This window comes from Mycoplana sp. 10N416, from assembly GCF_056394765.1.
In genome coordinates this window covers 50,978-65,068 of record NZ_JBFTIM010000010.1, presented here as the reverse complement: position 1 = coordinate 65,068, position 14,091 = coordinate 50,978, and the positions used below count along the sequence as shown (strand labels likewise).

13 protein-coding genes are annotated in these 14,091 nt (G+C 64.4%); 7 read left to right on the top strand and 6 right to left on the bottom strand.

The features are described from left to right. Window positions 1-83: 83 nt before the first annotated feature. Window positions 84-1,166 carry a recombinase RecA gene (gene recA, locus AC1DDS_RS19945; protein ID WP_310420737.1) on the bottom strand — a complete coding sequence of 361 codons (1,083 nt, stop codon included), beginning with the start codon at window positions 1,164-1,166 and terminating at the stop codon, window positions 84-86. 231 nt (window positions 1,167-1,397) lie between these two features. Here recA and AC1DDS_RS19940 point away from each other — a divergent pair, with 231 nt between their 5' ends. Beyond that, on the top strand, window positions 1,398-2,345 hold the full coding sequence (locus tag AC1DDS_RS19940) for a carbohydrate kinase family protein (RefSeq protein ID WP_477480445.1): 948 nt from the start codon (window positions 1,398-1,400) through the stop codon (window positions 2,343-2,345). A gap of 62 nt (window positions 2,346-2,407) precedes the next feature. Continuing rightward, window positions 2,408-3,334, top strand: a complete 927-nt coding sequence (locus AC1DDS_RS19935) for a pseudouridine-5'-phosphate glycosidase (protein ID WP_477480444.1) — start codon at window positions 2,408-2,410, stop codon at window positions 3,332-3,334. Between the two features lie 242 nt (window positions 3,335-3,576). Here the strand turns inward: AC1DDS_RS19935 and cckA are convergent, their stop codons facing one another. Then, on the bottom strand, window positions 3,577-6,183 hold the full coding sequence (gene cckA / locus AC1DDS_RS19930) for a cell cycle histidine kinase CckA (protein WP_477480443.1): 2,607 nt from the start codon (window positions 6,181-6,183) through the stop codon (window positions 3,577-3,579). Window positions 6,184-6,455: 272 nt separating this feature from the next. On the opposite strand from cckA, the gene AC1DDS_RS19925 reads away from it, so the two are divergent. Then, on the top strand, window positions 6,456-7,475 hold the full coding sequence (locus AC1DDS_RS19925) for a flagellar biosynthetic protein FliO (RefSeq protein ID WP_477480442.1): 1,020 nt from the start codon (window positions 6,456-6,458) through the stop codon (window positions 7,473-7,475). Between the two features lie 194 nt (window positions 7,476-7,669). Here AC1DDS_RS19925 and dksA read toward each other — a convergent pair whose 3' ends face one another. After that, a complete protein-coding gene (dksA, locus tag AC1DDS_RS19920) occupies window positions 7,670-8,089 on the bottom strand; it encodes an RNA polymerase-binding protein DksA (protein WP_310420746.1) in 420 nt (139 codons plus the stop codon). A gap of 365 nt (window positions 8,090-8,454) precedes the next feature. On the opposite strand from dksA, the gene AC1DDS_RS19915 reads away from it, so the two are divergent. From AC1DDS_RS19915 to AC1DDS_RS19900, 4 genes are all read left to right on the top strand, one after another. Then, window positions 8,455-8,979, top strand: a complete 525-nt coding sequence (locus AC1DDS_RS19915) for a SixA phosphatase family protein (RefSeq protein ID WP_477480441.1) — start codon at window positions 8,455-8,457, stop codon at window positions 8,977-8,979. 78 nt (window positions 8,980-9,057) lie between these two features. Continuing rightward, window positions 9,058-10,530 carry a YcjX family GTP-binding protein gene (locus AC1DDS_RS19910; RefSeq protein ID WP_477480440.1) on the top strand — a complete coding sequence of 491 codons (1,473 nt, stop codon included), beginning with the start codon at window positions 9,058-9,060 and terminating at the stop codon, window positions 10,528-10,530. After that, entirely contained in the window at window positions 10,527-11,621 is a 1,095-nt protein-coding gene (locus AC1DDS_RS19905) for a YcjF family protein (protein WP_477480439.1), read from the top strand. Before AC1DDS_RS19910 ends, AC1DDS_RS19905 begins: the two co-directional genes overlap by 4 nt. A gap of 138 nt (window positions 11,622-11,759) precedes the next feature. Next, window positions 11,760-12,308 (top strand): hypothetical protein, encoded by a 549-nt coding sequence (locus AC1DDS_RS19900; RefSeq protein ID WP_310420754.1) that lies wholly within the window; start codon window positions 11,760-11,762, stop codon window positions 12,306-12,308. On the opposite strand, the gene folK is transcribed toward AC1DDS_RS19900, so the two are convergent. From folK to folP, 3 genes are read right to left on the bottom strand one after another with little or no spacing between them, the layout of a single operon-like run. Beyond that, complete coding sequence (gene folK, locus AC1DDS_RS19895; RefSeq protein ID WP_477480438.1) at window positions 12,301-12,834, bottom strand: 2-amino-4-hydroxy-6-hydroxymethyldihydropteridine diphosphokinase; 534 nt, start codon at window positions 12,832-12,834, stop codon at window positions 12,301-12,303. The genes AC1DDS_RS19900 and folK overlap by 8 nt on opposite strands. Continuing rightward, window positions 12,824-13,192, bottom strand: a complete 369-nt coding sequence (gene folB / locus AC1DDS_RS19890; RefSeq protein ID WP_310420758.1) for a dihydroneopterin aldolase — start codon at window positions 13,190-13,192, stop codon at window positions 12,824-12,826. Before folB ends, folK begins: the two co-directional genes overlap by 11 nt. A gap of 15 nt (window positions 13,193-13,207) precedes the next feature. Continuing rightward, window positions 13,208-14,077: a dihydropteroate synthase gene (folP, locus tag AC1DDS_RS19885; RefSeq protein ID WP_477480437.1), complete on the bottom strand. Its 870-nt coding sequence runs from the start codon at window positions 14,075-14,077 to the stop codon at window positions 13,208-13,210. Window positions 14,078-14,091 lie beyond the last annotated feature (14 nt).

The window sequence follows — 14,091 nt, the reverse complement described above, 5'->3', positions numbered from 1 at the left end:
CTTCACGGGCAGCCGCTGGGGGACAAAACCCTGCACGTCGACGGAGCAGATCCTGTGAGGCTGCTCCATCGGCGTGGCGTCGATCACATCTCGGCGAGGCTGTCGCCGTCGTCCTCGGGCTTGCCGTCGAGCAACTTGTCGGCGATCAGGCCGGCGTTCTGGCGAAGCGCCATTTCGATCTCGCGCGCCGCATCCGGATTGTCGCGCAGGAACTGCTTGGCGTTCTCGCGGCCCTGGCCGAGGCGCTGGCTGTTGTAGGAGAACCAGGAGCCGGATTTTTCGACGATGCCGGCCTTGACGCCGAGGTCGATCAGTTCGCCGGTCTTGGACACGCCCTCGCCATACATGATGTCGAATTCGACCTCCTTGAAGGGCGGTGCCATCTTGTTCTTGACGACCTTGATCTTGGTCTGGTTGCCGATCACTTCGTCGCGATCCTTGACCGCGCCGATGCGGCGGATGTCGAGGCGGACGGAAGCGTAGAACTTCAGCGCATTGCCGCCCGTCGTCGTTTCCGGCGAGCCGAACATGACGCCGATCTTCATGCGGATCTGGTTGATGAAGATGACCATGGTGTTGGAGCGCGAGATCGAGGCCGTCAGCTTGCGCAGCGCCTGGCTCATCAGCCGGGCCTGCAGGCCCGGCAGGCTGTCGCCCATCTCGCCTTCGATTTCGGCGCGCGGCGTGAGCGCGGCGACCGAGTCGATCACGAGCACGTCGATCGCCCCGGAACGCACCAGCGCATCGGTGATCTCGAGTGCCTGCTCGCCGTTGTCCGGCTGCGAGATCAGGAGGCTTTCCAGGTCGACGCCAAGCTTGCGGGCATAGACGGGATCGAGCGCGTGCTCGGCATCGACGAAGCCGCAGATGCCGCCCTTCTTCTGGGCTTCGGCGATCGTCTGCAACGCCATCGTGGTCTTGCCCGAGCTTTCCGGACCGTAGATCTCGATGATCCGCCCCTTCGGCAGGCCGCCGATCCCGAGCGCAATGTCGAGACCGAGCGAGCCGGTCGGGATGGTTTCGATCTCGACGACGCTGTCCTTCGAGCCGAGCTTCATGATCGAGCCCTTGCCGAACGACCTCTCAATCTGAGAAAGTGCCGCTTCGAGTGCCTTGCTTTTGTCCACCGATTTGTCCTCTACGAGCCGCAAAGTGTTTTGTGCCATTTGCTCCACCTTTAGGTTATTGGGGCCAGACAGGCAATGAAGCCGCCGATGGAAGCTTTGTACACTTTTTGTTCTCTTTTGGCAACAGCACACCATGCAGTTGATTAACTTCGATATTCGGGCGTATGTTCTCTTTTCGTTTCAAGAACCTAGGCACTCATTCTACCATCGTGGCGCCGATGGGTGCGAGGGGAAATGATACGCGAATCGGATCGGGCAGAAGGCAGGAAAATGACCGGTAGAAATATCCTCGTGCTTGGTGGCGCCCATGTCGATCGCCGCGGCCGTATCCATGGCGAGACGGCCCCCGGTGCCAGCAATCCCGGCAGCTGGTTCGTCGAGGCCGGCGGCGGCGCCTTCAACGCGGCCCGCAACCTTTCGCTCCTCGGTCATGCCGTGCGCCTCATCGCCCCGCGCGGCGGAGACAGCGACGGCGAGCTCGTCGCCGCTGCTGCCCTGGCCGCCGGCGTCGAGGACATGCCCTTCATCTTCCTCGACCGCGCCACCCCGAGCTATACGGCGATCATCGAGCGCGACGGCAATCTGGTGATCGCGCTCGCCGACATGGAGCTGTACCGTCTCTTTTCGCCCCGGCGCCTGCAGCAGCGCGCGGTGCGCGACGCCATTGCTTGCGCCGATGCACTCGTGACCGACGCCAATCTGCCGGAGGAAACCGTCACGGCCATCGCGCAGGCAGCACGCTCCGCCGGCAAGCCGGTCTGCGGCATCGCGATATCCCCCGCCAAGGTCATCCGATTCCGGAACGCCCTCCCCGCGCTCACCTGCCTGTTCATGAACGAGGCGGAGGCGCGCGCACTGGCGTTAACCCGGCCCGATGATCCGCGGCAGTGGCCGGACTTGTTGCGGCGTGCGGGGCTGTCATCCGGTGTCGTGACGCGGGGGCGCGACGCGGCGATCGCCTTCGACGCGACCGGTGTGGCGATGCTGGCGCCACCACTGCTCGAAGCGCTGGGCGACGTGACCGGCGCCGGCGACGCGCTGGCGTCCGGTTTTCTCTCGGCCCGGCTGGACGGCCAACCGCTCGCAACAGCGCTCCGGCAGGGCGTTGCGGCAGCGCTGATTGCGGTGCGCTCGCCGCTTGCCGTCGCCGAGGAACTCGAGCCCGACCTGCTCGCCCGTGTCATGGGTCTTGTATCCGAGGCGGAAGTTCTGTCATGAGACCACGATGACGGCATAAGATGCAGCCAATCAGCCCGTTTTCACGTTGCGAGGAACCGAAGATGACAAGATCCGCCACCCCGCTCCTGCCAATCGCCTATTCTGACGAAGTGACGGCCGCAAAGGCACGCGGCGCCGCGATCGTGGCGCTCGAGTCCACCATCATCACCCATGGCATGCCCTATCCCGGCAACCTCGAGATGGCGCGCAGCGTCGAACGGATCATTCGCGAGGAAGGCGCGGTGCCCGCCACCGTCGCGGTGATCGACGGCGTGCTGCACATCGGCCTCGACGACGCCGAACTTGAGGCGCTCGCCCAGACGAGCGGCGCGATGAAGGTTTCGCGCGCCGACCTAGCCTTCGCCATCGCCGAACGCCGGACCGGGGCAACCACGGTCGCGGCAACGATGATCGGCGCCGCCCTCGCCGGCATCCGCGTGTTCGCCACCGGCGGCATCGGCGGCGTCCACCGCAAGGCCGAGGAGACGTTCGACATTTCCGCCGACCTGGAGGAACTGGCGCGTACCGGCGTCATCGTCGTCTGCGCCGGAGCCAAGGCGATCCTCGACATCCCGAAGACGCTCGAAGTGCTCGAGACGCGCGGCGTTCCCGTCATCACCTATGACAGCCCGAATTTTCCCGCCTTCTGGTCGCGTGATTCCGGCCTGCCGAGCCCGCTGATGCTGAACAGCCCGGCCGCGATCGCCAATTTCCAGGCCGTGCGCGAGCAACTCGGCATTGCAGGTGGCATGCTGGTCGCCAATCCAGTGCCGGCGGAGAACGAAATTCCGCGCCCCGAGATGGAGATCTACATCGAGCGCGCGCTGGACAATGCCGAGCGCGACGAGATCACCGGCAAGGACGTGACACCCTATCTGCTCGATACGATCTTCCGCCTCACCGACGGCCGCAGCCTCGCGACCAACATCGCGCTTGTGGAGAACAACGCTCGGCTTGCGGCGGAAATCGCCGTAGCGCTGGCGGTCTGAGCGGACCCTGTCCGGCCCTCGAGGCACTGCCAAAGAGCGACGACAGACTTGCTCTGGCCCCGCACCGATACCCCGGCGCCTCATTTGGTCGCCGGCCGTCGGCGAATTCGTCCGTCCGCTCTGTCGGCGGCCGGAGCGAACGCCGGACGGAGTTGATGCCGGATTCCGATCGACGACGGATGCAAGGTCGCAGCGGACGGGCGAAATGCGCCCTGCGGGTCTCGGAGAGGACTGGACAGGGCCTACCCGTCCAGCATCTCCCTTACGGCTTCCGCCAGTTGCTTCAGCGAGAACGGTTTGGGCAGGAAGCCGAACTTGGCCTCTGCGGGCAGGTTGCGGGCGAACGCGTCCTCGGCATAGCCGGAGACGAAGATGAACTTCATGTCCGGGTATTTCTTGCGCAACTCGCGCAGGAGCGAGGGGCCGTCCATCTCCGGCATCACCACGTCCGAAACGACGATGTCCACGGCACCGTCCAGCTCCTCCATGATGTCGAGCGCCTCGACGCCGGACCCGGCCTCGTAGACGGTATAACCGCGGGTCTCCAGCATGCGCTTGCCGCCGCGGCGTACCGCCTCCTCGTCCTCGACGAGAAGGACGACGGCCGAATCACCGGTGAGGTCACGGGGTTCCTTTGCTGCGGGCGCAGGCGAGGTAGCGTGCTGCGCCGCGTTTTCGACAGAGGTCTCGACGGGCGTGGCGGCAGTCGGCGCTTCCTCGATGTGGCGCGGCATGAAGATACGGAACGTCGTTCCCTTGGCCGTTTCGGAATCGACGAAGATGTAGCCGCCGCTCTGCTTGACGATGCCATAGACCATCGACAGGCCGAGCCCGGTTCCCTTGCCGACGTCCTTCGTCGTGAAGAACGGCTCGAAGATCTTGTCGCGGATCTCCGCCGGAATGCCGGTGCCCTGGTCGACGACATCGATCTCGACATAGTCCGCCGACGGCAACTCCCGATAGTTGAATGCCGCCACTTGCGACGCCGAGACATTGCGCGTGCGGAACGTGATCGTGCCGCCATCGGGCATCGCATCGCGGGCATTGACGGCGAGGTTGATCAACACCTGTTCGAACTGGCCGAGATCGGACCGGACCGGCCACAGGTCGCGCCCATAGTCGACCTCGATCTTGACCTTCGTGCCGGTCATGCGGTCGACCAACATGCGCAGGTCGCCGATGACGTCGGTCATCTGCAGCACGGTCGGCCGCATCGTCTGCTTGCGCGAGAAGGCGAGAAGCTGACGCACCAGCACGGCCGCGCGGTTGGCGTTTCGCTTGATCTCCATCAGGTCCGCGAAACTCGGGTCCGACGGCCGCGCCGACAACAACAGATGGTCGGAGGAGAGCAGGATCGCCGTCAGCACGTTGTTGAAGTCATGCGCGATGCCGCCGGCAAGCGTGCCGACCGCATTCATCTTCTGGGTCTGCGCCATCTGCGTCTCGAGCGCCTTCTGCTCGGTGATCTCGACGGCGTAGACAATCGCCGCTTCTTCCGGCGCCTGATCGTTCTGGTCAATGACGGCGTTCACATAGAAGCGGAAGTGTCGCCCCTCATCGCCTGGATACAACGAATCGATCGGCGGAATGTCGCCCTGGCGGTCGCGGGCGGCATCCAGTGCAGCCTCCAGCCGCGGGCGGTCGTTCTGGTGCACGATCGCTTCCAGCCTGGCCCCGTGGTCGATGTCGTCGCGGGACACGACCCCCGAGAACAGCTTCAGGAACGGGGCATTGGTGCGCAGGATGCGCCCGGCGCCGTCGACGGAGGCAATCGCCATCGGCGTGTTGTTGAAAAACCGGGTGAAGCGCATGGCCGCGTTGGAAGCGGACGCATCGCCATCTTCTGTAACATCGCGGGCCAGCACGATCGTGCGGCTTTCACCAGGCGCTCCGTCGCGCGTCGCGCTGACGCGGTGAACGAGACGGACCGGCAGGCTCTGCCCGTTGGATTTGCGCAGATCGAGGTCGAGCACTTTCGTGCGCATCGCCCCCGGTTCGGCCTGCACCGACTGCATCAGCGCCAACCCCTCGCCTGCGACGAGGTCACCGACCGAGAATGTGCCCGGATGAAATTTCGTCAGGTCGATACCGAGCCAATCGGCCAGCGTCGCGTTCAGATAGACGATCTCTCCCTTGCGCCCGGCGGAGAAGAAGCCGGCCGGCGCGTGATCGAGGTAGTCGATCGCGTTCTGCAGTTCCTTGAAGAAGCGCTCCTGGTCGTCGCGCTCCGAGGTAATGTCGGCAATCTGCCAGACATAAAGCGACGGTCCGCCCGCTTCGCGGTTCGGAAGCACGCGCGCCTTCAGCCGATACCAGCGCGCGCCGGACCCGACACCGGTGCTCGGGTTCAGCGGCTTGAGCAGGCGGAACTCTTCGGCGCCTTCCTGCCCTTCGTGCAGGCCGTTCATCAGCCGGTAGATCGACTCGCTCGCCTCGCGATCACGCGAGAAAAGGGTCTCGAGGGTCTGGGCGTCGCTCTCGCCGGTCGCCCCGGTCAGCGCCCCATATGCGGCGTTGGCATAGACGATCCGCCCCTTTCGATCCGTCACCAGCGTTCCGTCCGGCTGGGTGTCGACGAAGGTCCGCGCCAGTTCGTCCGGGCGCGATTGCGGCATGATCTCAATGAAGCCGATCATGGCCGAGACGAAGAAGAAGATCCCCACCATTGCCAGCACGCCGAGAATCCCGAGCACGATCTCGTTGTCGAGCTGGTTCTTGAAGACGATGAAGGCGCCCGCCGACGCGGTCAGCACGATTGCAAGCAGCACGATCCGCAGGATCACGCCGGGGCGGCTGCCGCTCTCGACGACCGGCGCTTGATATTCGACCTCCTGGCGGATTTTAGACATCGCTCACTCTCTTGGCCCGAACTCCTGAAGGCCGCGCGGCGTGGGAGATAATTGCAGAATCACTTCTAGCTATTTGAGGGAAACCCAAAAAGCCAAGGAATGAAAGCGGCAAGCCTCTATACACAGGGATTATAGCCACCCTGTTTGCCGCCCGTCGCGGCCGATTGCGAATGGCCAGGCGACGCTTTAGAGGACAGGCCGCCGGCCGTTCTTGTGCAGGCCTGAAAAAAGTCGTCAAATGGATCAAACGTGTCGCCAAGGAGTAGCTCTTCATGTTCGAGGACATAATCGCCCAGTACGGCACGAAGTTTCTGGTTGCCGCGGTCGCCGTTCTGCTTGGTCTGGCTTGCCTGGCGCTTGTGCTCTGGATCGTTCGACGCCGCCCGTCCTCGCCCTTCCTCCGCGGCGGGCGCAACCGCCAGCCGCGACTTTCCGTCCTGGATGCGGCCGCAGTCGACACACGTCGCCGGCTCGTTCTGGTCCGCCGCGACGACGTCGAGCACCTCCTGATGATCGGCGGCCCGACGGACATCGTCATTGAGAGCCGGATCATGACCGCTGTTCCAGCGGCCGTCCCGGAGCAGAGTGGCGCTGCTGTCCAGGAGATGGCGGCGTACACGGACCAGCCTGCGGCGATGCCGGTACCTGCGCGCGCCGCGGCAGCGCCCTTGCCGCAACCCGCTCCGCGCGCCCAGCCGGCCGTAAAAGACCAGCGACCGGAGCCGGTCATGCCCCCGCCGTTGCCCTCCGACAGCATTTCATCCATGGGGCACGTGCTCTATGGAAACGACGACACTCCGGTGAACATGCCCCCGCCGATGCAGGCGGCACCGCCCCGGCAAGCGCCCAGCCAGCCGGCCTCCCAGCCGCTACGCACCGGCAATGCCAGCGCGCCGCCAGCGGTTTTGCAGTCTTCCGTCAGTCAGCCCGCCACGCCGGAGCAAAGCCTGGTCGATGCCCTCGACCGGGCGCGGGAGCGCGTCCTGACAAATCCTGTCGGCACCGGCAGCGACCGCCTCGACGGGCAACAGGCGCTTTCGCCGATACGCCCGGTCGCGCTTACACCTCCCGAGCACGCCGCAGATAACGCGGCGCTCGTCAGTGAGTTCGAGAAGATTCTGGAAGCGGAGATCGCAACGTCTCCCCACCGTCCGGCGGGTGGTCTTCCCACCGGTGCACGCGGCGAGCCGGCGACGCTTGAAGCAGAGCGCGAGCCGCCGAAGAGCCGCGAAGAAACCGAAGCGGAAATGGCTCGCCTCCTGGGAGAACTCTCCGCCAGCCGCAAGTCATGACATGACAACGGATCGGTGCTCGTCATCCACAGGCGCATTGTCATCGGCAAGACGCCTGCTGTCCCTGAAATGAAAAGATCCCGCCAGCGACGCTGGCGGGATCAATCATGCTATCACCTTGCAAAGTCGCAAAGCTTACTGCCCAAGCACTACGCTCGGCGATCATGGCCTCCTAACCACAATCCCTGCGGCGCTTACTCGTCGCGATAGACCTTCTCGCGGCGCTCGTGGCGCTCCTGCGCCTCGATCGACAGCGTCGCGATCGGACGGGCGTCGAGGCGCTTCAACCCGATCGGCTCGCCGGTCTCTTCGCAAAAGCCATAGGTGCCCTCGTCCAGCCGCTGCAAAGCGGCGTCGATCTTGGAAATCAGCTTCCGCTGGCGGTCGCGGGCTCGAAGTTCGATGGCGCGGTCGGTTTCGGAAGATGCACGGTCGGCGAGGTCTGGATGATTGGCGCTTTCCTCGGCCAAGTGATCGAGGGTTTCGCGCGCTTCCCGCAGAATGTCGTTTTTCCAAGCATTCAGCTTTGCGCGAAAGTAAGCCCGCTGGCTGGCATTCATGAATTCTTCGTCTTCATTGAGGACAAAGGTACTAAGATCGATCTTCTCACTCAACGCGATTCTCCTGAAGAACATCTCAAGGGGCGCTGTATATCCCTGTGTTTGAACCGATTCAAGCCTGCCTGATCTTGCGCACCGAAATTTGAATCTGCCCAATTTGGAGACTATCCGGCTATTTTCTGAACAAGATAACGATCGCGCATCGGATACATCCTGCCGGTGCGGAAATTGCAGCACTTGATCGGGATGCCATCCGGCCGGCAGATCGCGCATCAGCCGGAATTTTCCTATGCTGAAAACGTCGGTCCGATCGCTTGGTTCCGCTTCGGATCAGGAAAGCAAAAGCAGTTGATCTTTTCGGCGCGGGGATGGAAAAACAAAGCTCGGGTGATGCGCATCGAGACGAAGGGAACAGCAGCTTGGCAACGGCAACTTCTGGAGTCTTTCGGCTCTATCTCCTGCGGCACGCCCGCGCTGGCTGGGCAGAACCGGGGAAGTCGGATTTCGACAGGTCCCTCGACGATCAGGGCTATGCGGAAGCAGAGATCCTGGCCGAAGAGATGGCAGACCAGGGATACCGGCCGCAGGTCGTCATCTCCTCGACGGCGATCCGCTGCAGGGAAACTGCCGAACCGCTGAGGCGGACGTTGGGAGAAGAACTGCCGATCGAGTATGTGGATACGCTCTATGGAGGCTCCATCAACGCCTATGCCGAGGTCGCCTTTGCAGAAAGGGCGGAAAACTCCGTAATGATCGTTGGCCACAATCCGACGATGGAAGAATTCTTTCGCCTCGTCGTCGGCTTGCCAGTCGCCGACACGGCGGCGCCGGCCGGGTTCCCCACTGCCGCGCTTGCGACCATCGATTTCGACCGCAGGCCGACCGACCGGGACTTCTCCGGCGGCCGGCTCTCCTGTTTCATCACGCCGCACTCGGGCTTGTGAATATTGATCCCATTGCCTTTTTTCGACGGGCGCCCTTACCTATATCGCCGAAGAACCTGATCACACCGGGGAACGCGATTGTCGAAACTTACAACCCTTGCAGACGATGCGCTGATCGCCCTCGACAATCTGACCGACCGCGCCGCAAGCCTCGTCAATCCGGCCATCCGCCTTGGTGTTACCGGACTTTCCCGCGCCGGAAAGACGGTCTTCATCTCCTCGCTCGTCCACAATCTGTTGAACGGTGGCCGGCTGCCGCTGTTCGAACCGAGCCGTTCGGGACGGATCTCGCGGGTCCGCCTGGAACCACAACCGGACGATGCCGTACCACGGTTCCAGTACGAAGAACATGTGCGTGCCCTCGTCGACGAGCGCCTCTGGCCCGATTCGACCCGTGCCATTTCGCAATTGCGCATCACCCTGGATTACGAAAGCGCCAGTGGTTGGGGGCGGCTTTGGTCGCCCGGTCGGCTTGCCATCGACATCGTGGACTACCCCGGGGAGTGGCTGCTCGACCTGCCTCTGCTCAACCAGGACTTTCGGGCGTTCAGCGAAAGCACGATCGCGCTCGCCCATACCGGTGTCCGCCGCCTGCTTTCAACGGAATGGCTCGGTGCCACGGCATTGCTCGACCCGCGCGCCCCCGCCGACGAGACGACCGCGCGTCGCCTCGCGGAAGCGTTCACGCTCTATCTCAGGGCCTGCAAATCGGACGAGCGCTCGCTTTCGACCCTTCCGCCCGGGCGTTTCCTGATGCCCGGCGACCTCGAAGGCTCCCCGGCGCTGACGTTTGCCCCGCTGCCGAACCTGCCCGCGGGCCCTGCGCCGAAGGGCTCGCTCTGGGCGATGATGGAGCGCCGTTACGAGGCCTACAAGACGCACGTGGTCAAGCCGTTCTTCCGCGAGCATTTCGCGCGGCTGGATCGGCAGATCGTCCTTATCGACGCCCTGCAGGCCGTCAACCGCGGCGCAGAGGCAGTGCACGACCTCGAGCGGGCGCTTGGCGATGTCATGGCCTGCTTCCGCCCCGGCAGCGGCGGTTTCCTCAGTTCCTTGCTGTCCCGCCGCATCGACCGCGTCGTCGTCGCCGCGACCAAGGCGGATCACCTTCATCACGAAAGCCATCCACACCTGGAAGCCTTGACCCGCCGCCTCGTCGAGCGCGCGATCAAGCGGATTGGCCTGAGCGGCGCAGGCGTCGAGGTGATGGCGATCGCCTCCGTCCGCGCTACGCGGGAAGCAACTGTCAGGCAGGAGGGCACATTGCTGCCGGTGATCGTCGGCACCCCGATGGCCGGCGAGACCATCGACGGGGAAACCTTTGACGGCAACCGGAAGACAGCCATTTTTCCCGGAGACCTTCCGGAGGACCCGGAAGCCCTGTTCCAAGCCGTGGAATCGCATTCGCAGGAGCCGCTCGCCCCGACGCTGAACTTTGTCCGCTTCCGCCCACCGGAGATGGGCGCCCCCGGTGGGGAAATGAAGCTGTCCATCCCGCACATCCGGCTCGACCGTGCGCTGCAATACCTGATCGGAGACCGGCTGGCATGACCGACAAACCCTCCACCGGGCGCCCCACCGGGCGACGCCCCGCCGCATTCGCCGTGCCGGAAGGCCCGCCGAAGGCCAGCCGTCCGGAGCCATCGGCACCGCGCCTTCCATCGCAGCATTCGGAAGGCGTGATCCTCACGCCGGATGCGGACGATCCTTTCGCCGAAACAACGCTCGATCTGGAGAAGCTTCCACCGCCCGAGGAAGCACTGCCCCGTCGTCGTCGCATCACGCTGGGCGGCGTTGCCGCGGCGGCTTTCGGCACCTTGCTGTCGCTGGCCGTCGGGCTTTGGATCGATCGCCTGATCCGCGACCTCTTCTCGCGCAGCGACTGGCTCGGCTACATCGCGATGGCAGCTGCCGGGCTTGGCGCGCTGGCGTTCCTGGCCATTGTCCTGCGGGAGCTTGCCGGCATGCGCCGGCTGGCCGCCGTACAGCATGTTAAAGAAGAGGTGATCGCAGCCACCGCGGCGCCAACCCCCGCCCCTGCGCGAAAGGCAATCCGCCGCCTGACGCATCTTCTTGCAAGCCGGCCGCAGACGGCGCGCGGCCGCAGCCGCCTTCAAGAGACGGAAGGCGATATCATCGACGGCCCGCATCTGCTCGACCTGGCCGAGCGCGAATTGCTGGCACCGCTCGACCGCGAAGCCCGTGTCCTTATCCTCGCCGCCGCCAAGCGCGTCTCCATCGTCACCGCCGTCTCGCCGCGGGCGCTCGTCGACCTCGGCTACGTGCTCTTCGAGAGCAGCCGCCTGATCCGCAGGATGGCCGAGCTTTACGGCGGCCGTCCCGGCAGCCTCGGCATGCTGCGCCTCATGCGCGACGTGATCGCCCATCTGGCCGTCACCGGCTCGATCGCGGTGGGCGACAGCCTGGTGCAGCAAGTCCTCGGCCACGGCCTGGCCTCCAGGCTCTCGGCGCGCCTTGGCGAGGGCGTCGTCAACGGCCTGATGACGGCGCGCATCGGAATTGCGGCGATGGACCTCTGCCGCCCGATGCCGTTCTCCGCACTGAAACGTCCGGGCATGGGCGACTTCATTGCCGATCTCGCGCCGGGCGCCCTCACCGGCCGCGGCAAGGATCAGGCGTAGCGCTGCTGTCACATCCCTGTGGACTTTGAATGTCCACAGCGTCAAAATAGTGCGCTGCACAGGCCATCGAAACGCTCCATTAACCATTTTCACGCAAGGCTGGCCCCAGCAAATCGACCAGCCCGTCAAGGATCGTTCATGTATTCGCGCACCTCTTTGATCGCCCGCGGCATCGCAGCGGCTCTCCTCGCTGTCTCTTCCGCCGCAAGCCCGGTCCAGGCTGCTTCGAGCGACAAGGCTTTCTTCGATCAGGTCACCGGCACGTGGCAGGGACCGGGCGAAATCGTCGCCGGCAAGTACAAGGGCACGAAGTTCACCTGCAACCTGAGCGGCGACAGCGCCACGATTGACGGGACCGGCATTCAGCTCGACGGCCATTGCCGCGTCGGCGTGTTCAAGCAGCCGATGTCTGCACTGATCACCCGCGCCGGCGGCACCTACAAGGGCAAGTTCCTCGACGGCGCAGCCGGCAAGGGTCTCGACATTCTCTCGGGCAACGTCTCGGGCGACAAGGTCGTCGTCGCCATCAACCGCCAGAAACTGAATGGCGCCCTGATCGCCCGCCTGCAGGACGACAACACGATGAACATCACGATCTCGGTGAAGGTCGAGGACAAGATGATCCCGGTCATCGGCATGTCGCTGAACCGCAGGGTCGACACGATGGCCGTCGGCTCGATCAAGTAGGATCGGCCGAAACCCGCCACCAATCGCGATCCTCGCCTGTTCGCTCGATGCCGGATACGTCCGCCGCGGCGAGCCAGTCGGCAACCGCCCTGCCCCTCACGACTTGGTCTGCGGCGATATCCGCCAGCGGCATCAGCACGAAGCCGCGCTCCGTCATGCGCGGATGCGGAATTTCCAGCCGCCCGCCGGACTGCGAAACGTCGTCATAGGTCAGGATGTCGATGTCGATCGTCCGCGGCCCCCAGCGCTCGACGCGCTCCCGCTTCATCTCCCGCTCCACCGTGAGGCAGACCTCCAGCAGCAATTCCGGCGACAAGGTCGTCTCAATCAGCGCGCAGGAATTGACGAACCAGGCCTGATCGGTCTTCCCCCACGGCGGCGTCCGGTAGAGCCTTGAGACCTGAGACACCCGGCAGTCCGCGCGCGCGTCGAGCGCGAGCAATGCCGTGCGCATCGCCGCGACTGGATCGCCGATGTTGCCACCCAGCCCCAGCGTTGCCCGATGGCCGAGCCATTCAGACGACATGATCCACCGTCACCTGCACATAATCGAGAATGCCGGCGATCGGCGCACTCGGCTTGCGGACCGAAATCCTGGCGCGGCTGATCTGCGGGAACCGGGCGCAAAGCGCTGTTGCGATCTCCTGCGCCAGCGCCTCGATCAGGAACCGACGGCGGCCGGTGACGATAGCCTCGATTTCCTTGAACGCGATGCCGTAGTCGACCGTCGAATCGATGAGATCGTCGGAAAGCGGCTTGGAGGGCGTCACTTCCAGTTCAGCGTCAACGAAGAAGCGCTGGCCGAGAAACTCCTCGGCGTCGTGCAAACCGTGTCGGGCAAAGAAGGCGCAATTCTTGAGGGTGATCGTGTATTTCGTGGTCATCTTGGAGTCTGTCTTTCAGTTGCCGGCGCGCGCGGCAAATTTGAACCGCGCTTCCAGCATAGCATCCGCCATTGCCAGCGCGTCCCTGTTGATTGCGACATCGTGCACCCGGAATACCGCCGCCCCGCCCTGACGCAGGAGCGCGGTGGTCGCCGCCGTTCCCGCATCGCGTTCGGCAGCCTCGCGACCGGTGGCTGCGCCGACGAAGCGCTTGCGGGAGGTGCCCGCCAAGATCGGTCGCTCGAACCGCAGCAACTCCTCGAAACGGGCCATCAGTTCGAGATTCTCGCCGGTATCCTTGGCAAATCCGAACCCCGGATCGAGCACGATCGCTTCGCTCGCGACGCCAGCCTCGGCAGCGATTTCCAGGGACCGCCCCAGGAAGGCGAACTGGTCCTCGATCACGTCCGGCAGCTTCTCGCGGTCGCGCCCCGTGTGCATGATGCACAGGCCTGCTCCGGTCTGCGCCGCCACCTGTGCGATGGCCGGCTCCCGCTGCAGTCCATGGACGTCGTTGACGATATGGGCTCCCGCCAGCACCGCCAGCCGCGCGGTCTCGGCCCGATAGGTGTCTATCGAAATTACCGCCCGGCCGTCACGCGCCAGCGCCTCGATCACGGGCAACACCCGATCCTGTTCTTCCGTTGCGGAGACCACGGCACCGCCGGGTCGGGTCGATTCACCGCCAATGTCGATGATTTGCGCGCCCTCTGACAGACAGAAACGCGCATGTTCGATCGCCTTCTCCGTCGTGTCATGCAACCCGCCATCGGAAAAAGAATCCGGCGTGACGTTGACGATTGCCATGATCACGCCTTGTGGTCCGAGTAGCAGACTGCGGCCATGGGCGAGTGACCAGCGGAACGGGGCGAAGGCAGAAAACATGGGAACATCCATTA

Coding starts and splice junctions, on each gene's coding strand:
- folB (WP_310420758.1), bottom strand. CDS start 13,192: ATGACCACGAAATACACGATCACCCTCAAGAATTGCGCCTTCTTTGCC.
- AC1DDS_RS19905 (WP_477480439.1), top strand. CDS start 10,527: ATGACCGACAAACCCTCCACCGGGCGCCCCACCGGGCGACGCCCCGCC.
- folP (WP_477480437.1), bottom strand. CDS start 14,077: ATGTTTTCTGCCTTCGCCCCGTTCCGCTGGTCACTCGCCCATGGCCGC.
- AC1DDS_RS19900 (WP_310420754.1), top strand. CDS start 11,760: ATGTATTCGCGCACCTCTTTGATCGCCCGCGGCATCGCAGCGGCTCTC.
- cckA (WP_477480443.1), bottom strand. CDS start 6,183: ATGTCTAAAATCCGCCAGGAGGTCGAATATCAAGCGCCGGTCGTCGAG.
- recA (WP_310420737.1), bottom strand. CDS start 1,166: ATGGCACAAAACACTTTGCGGCTCGTAGAGGACAAATCGGTGGACAAA.
- folK (WP_477480438.1), bottom strand. CDS start 12,834: ATGTCGTCTGAATGGCTCGGCCATCGGGCAACGCTGGGGCTGGGTGGC.
- AC1DDS_RS19940 (WP_477480445.1), top strand. CDS start 1,398: ATGACCGGTAGAAATATCCTCGTGCTTGGTGGCGCCCATGTCGATCGC.
- AC1DDS_RS19935 (WP_477480444.1), top strand. CDS start 2,408: ATGACAAGATCCGCCACCCCGCTCCTGCCAATCGCCTATTCTGACGAA.
- AC1DDS_RS19925 (WP_477480442.1), top strand. CDS start 6,456: ATGTTCGAGGACATAATCGCCCAGTACGGCACGAAGTTTCTGGTTGCC.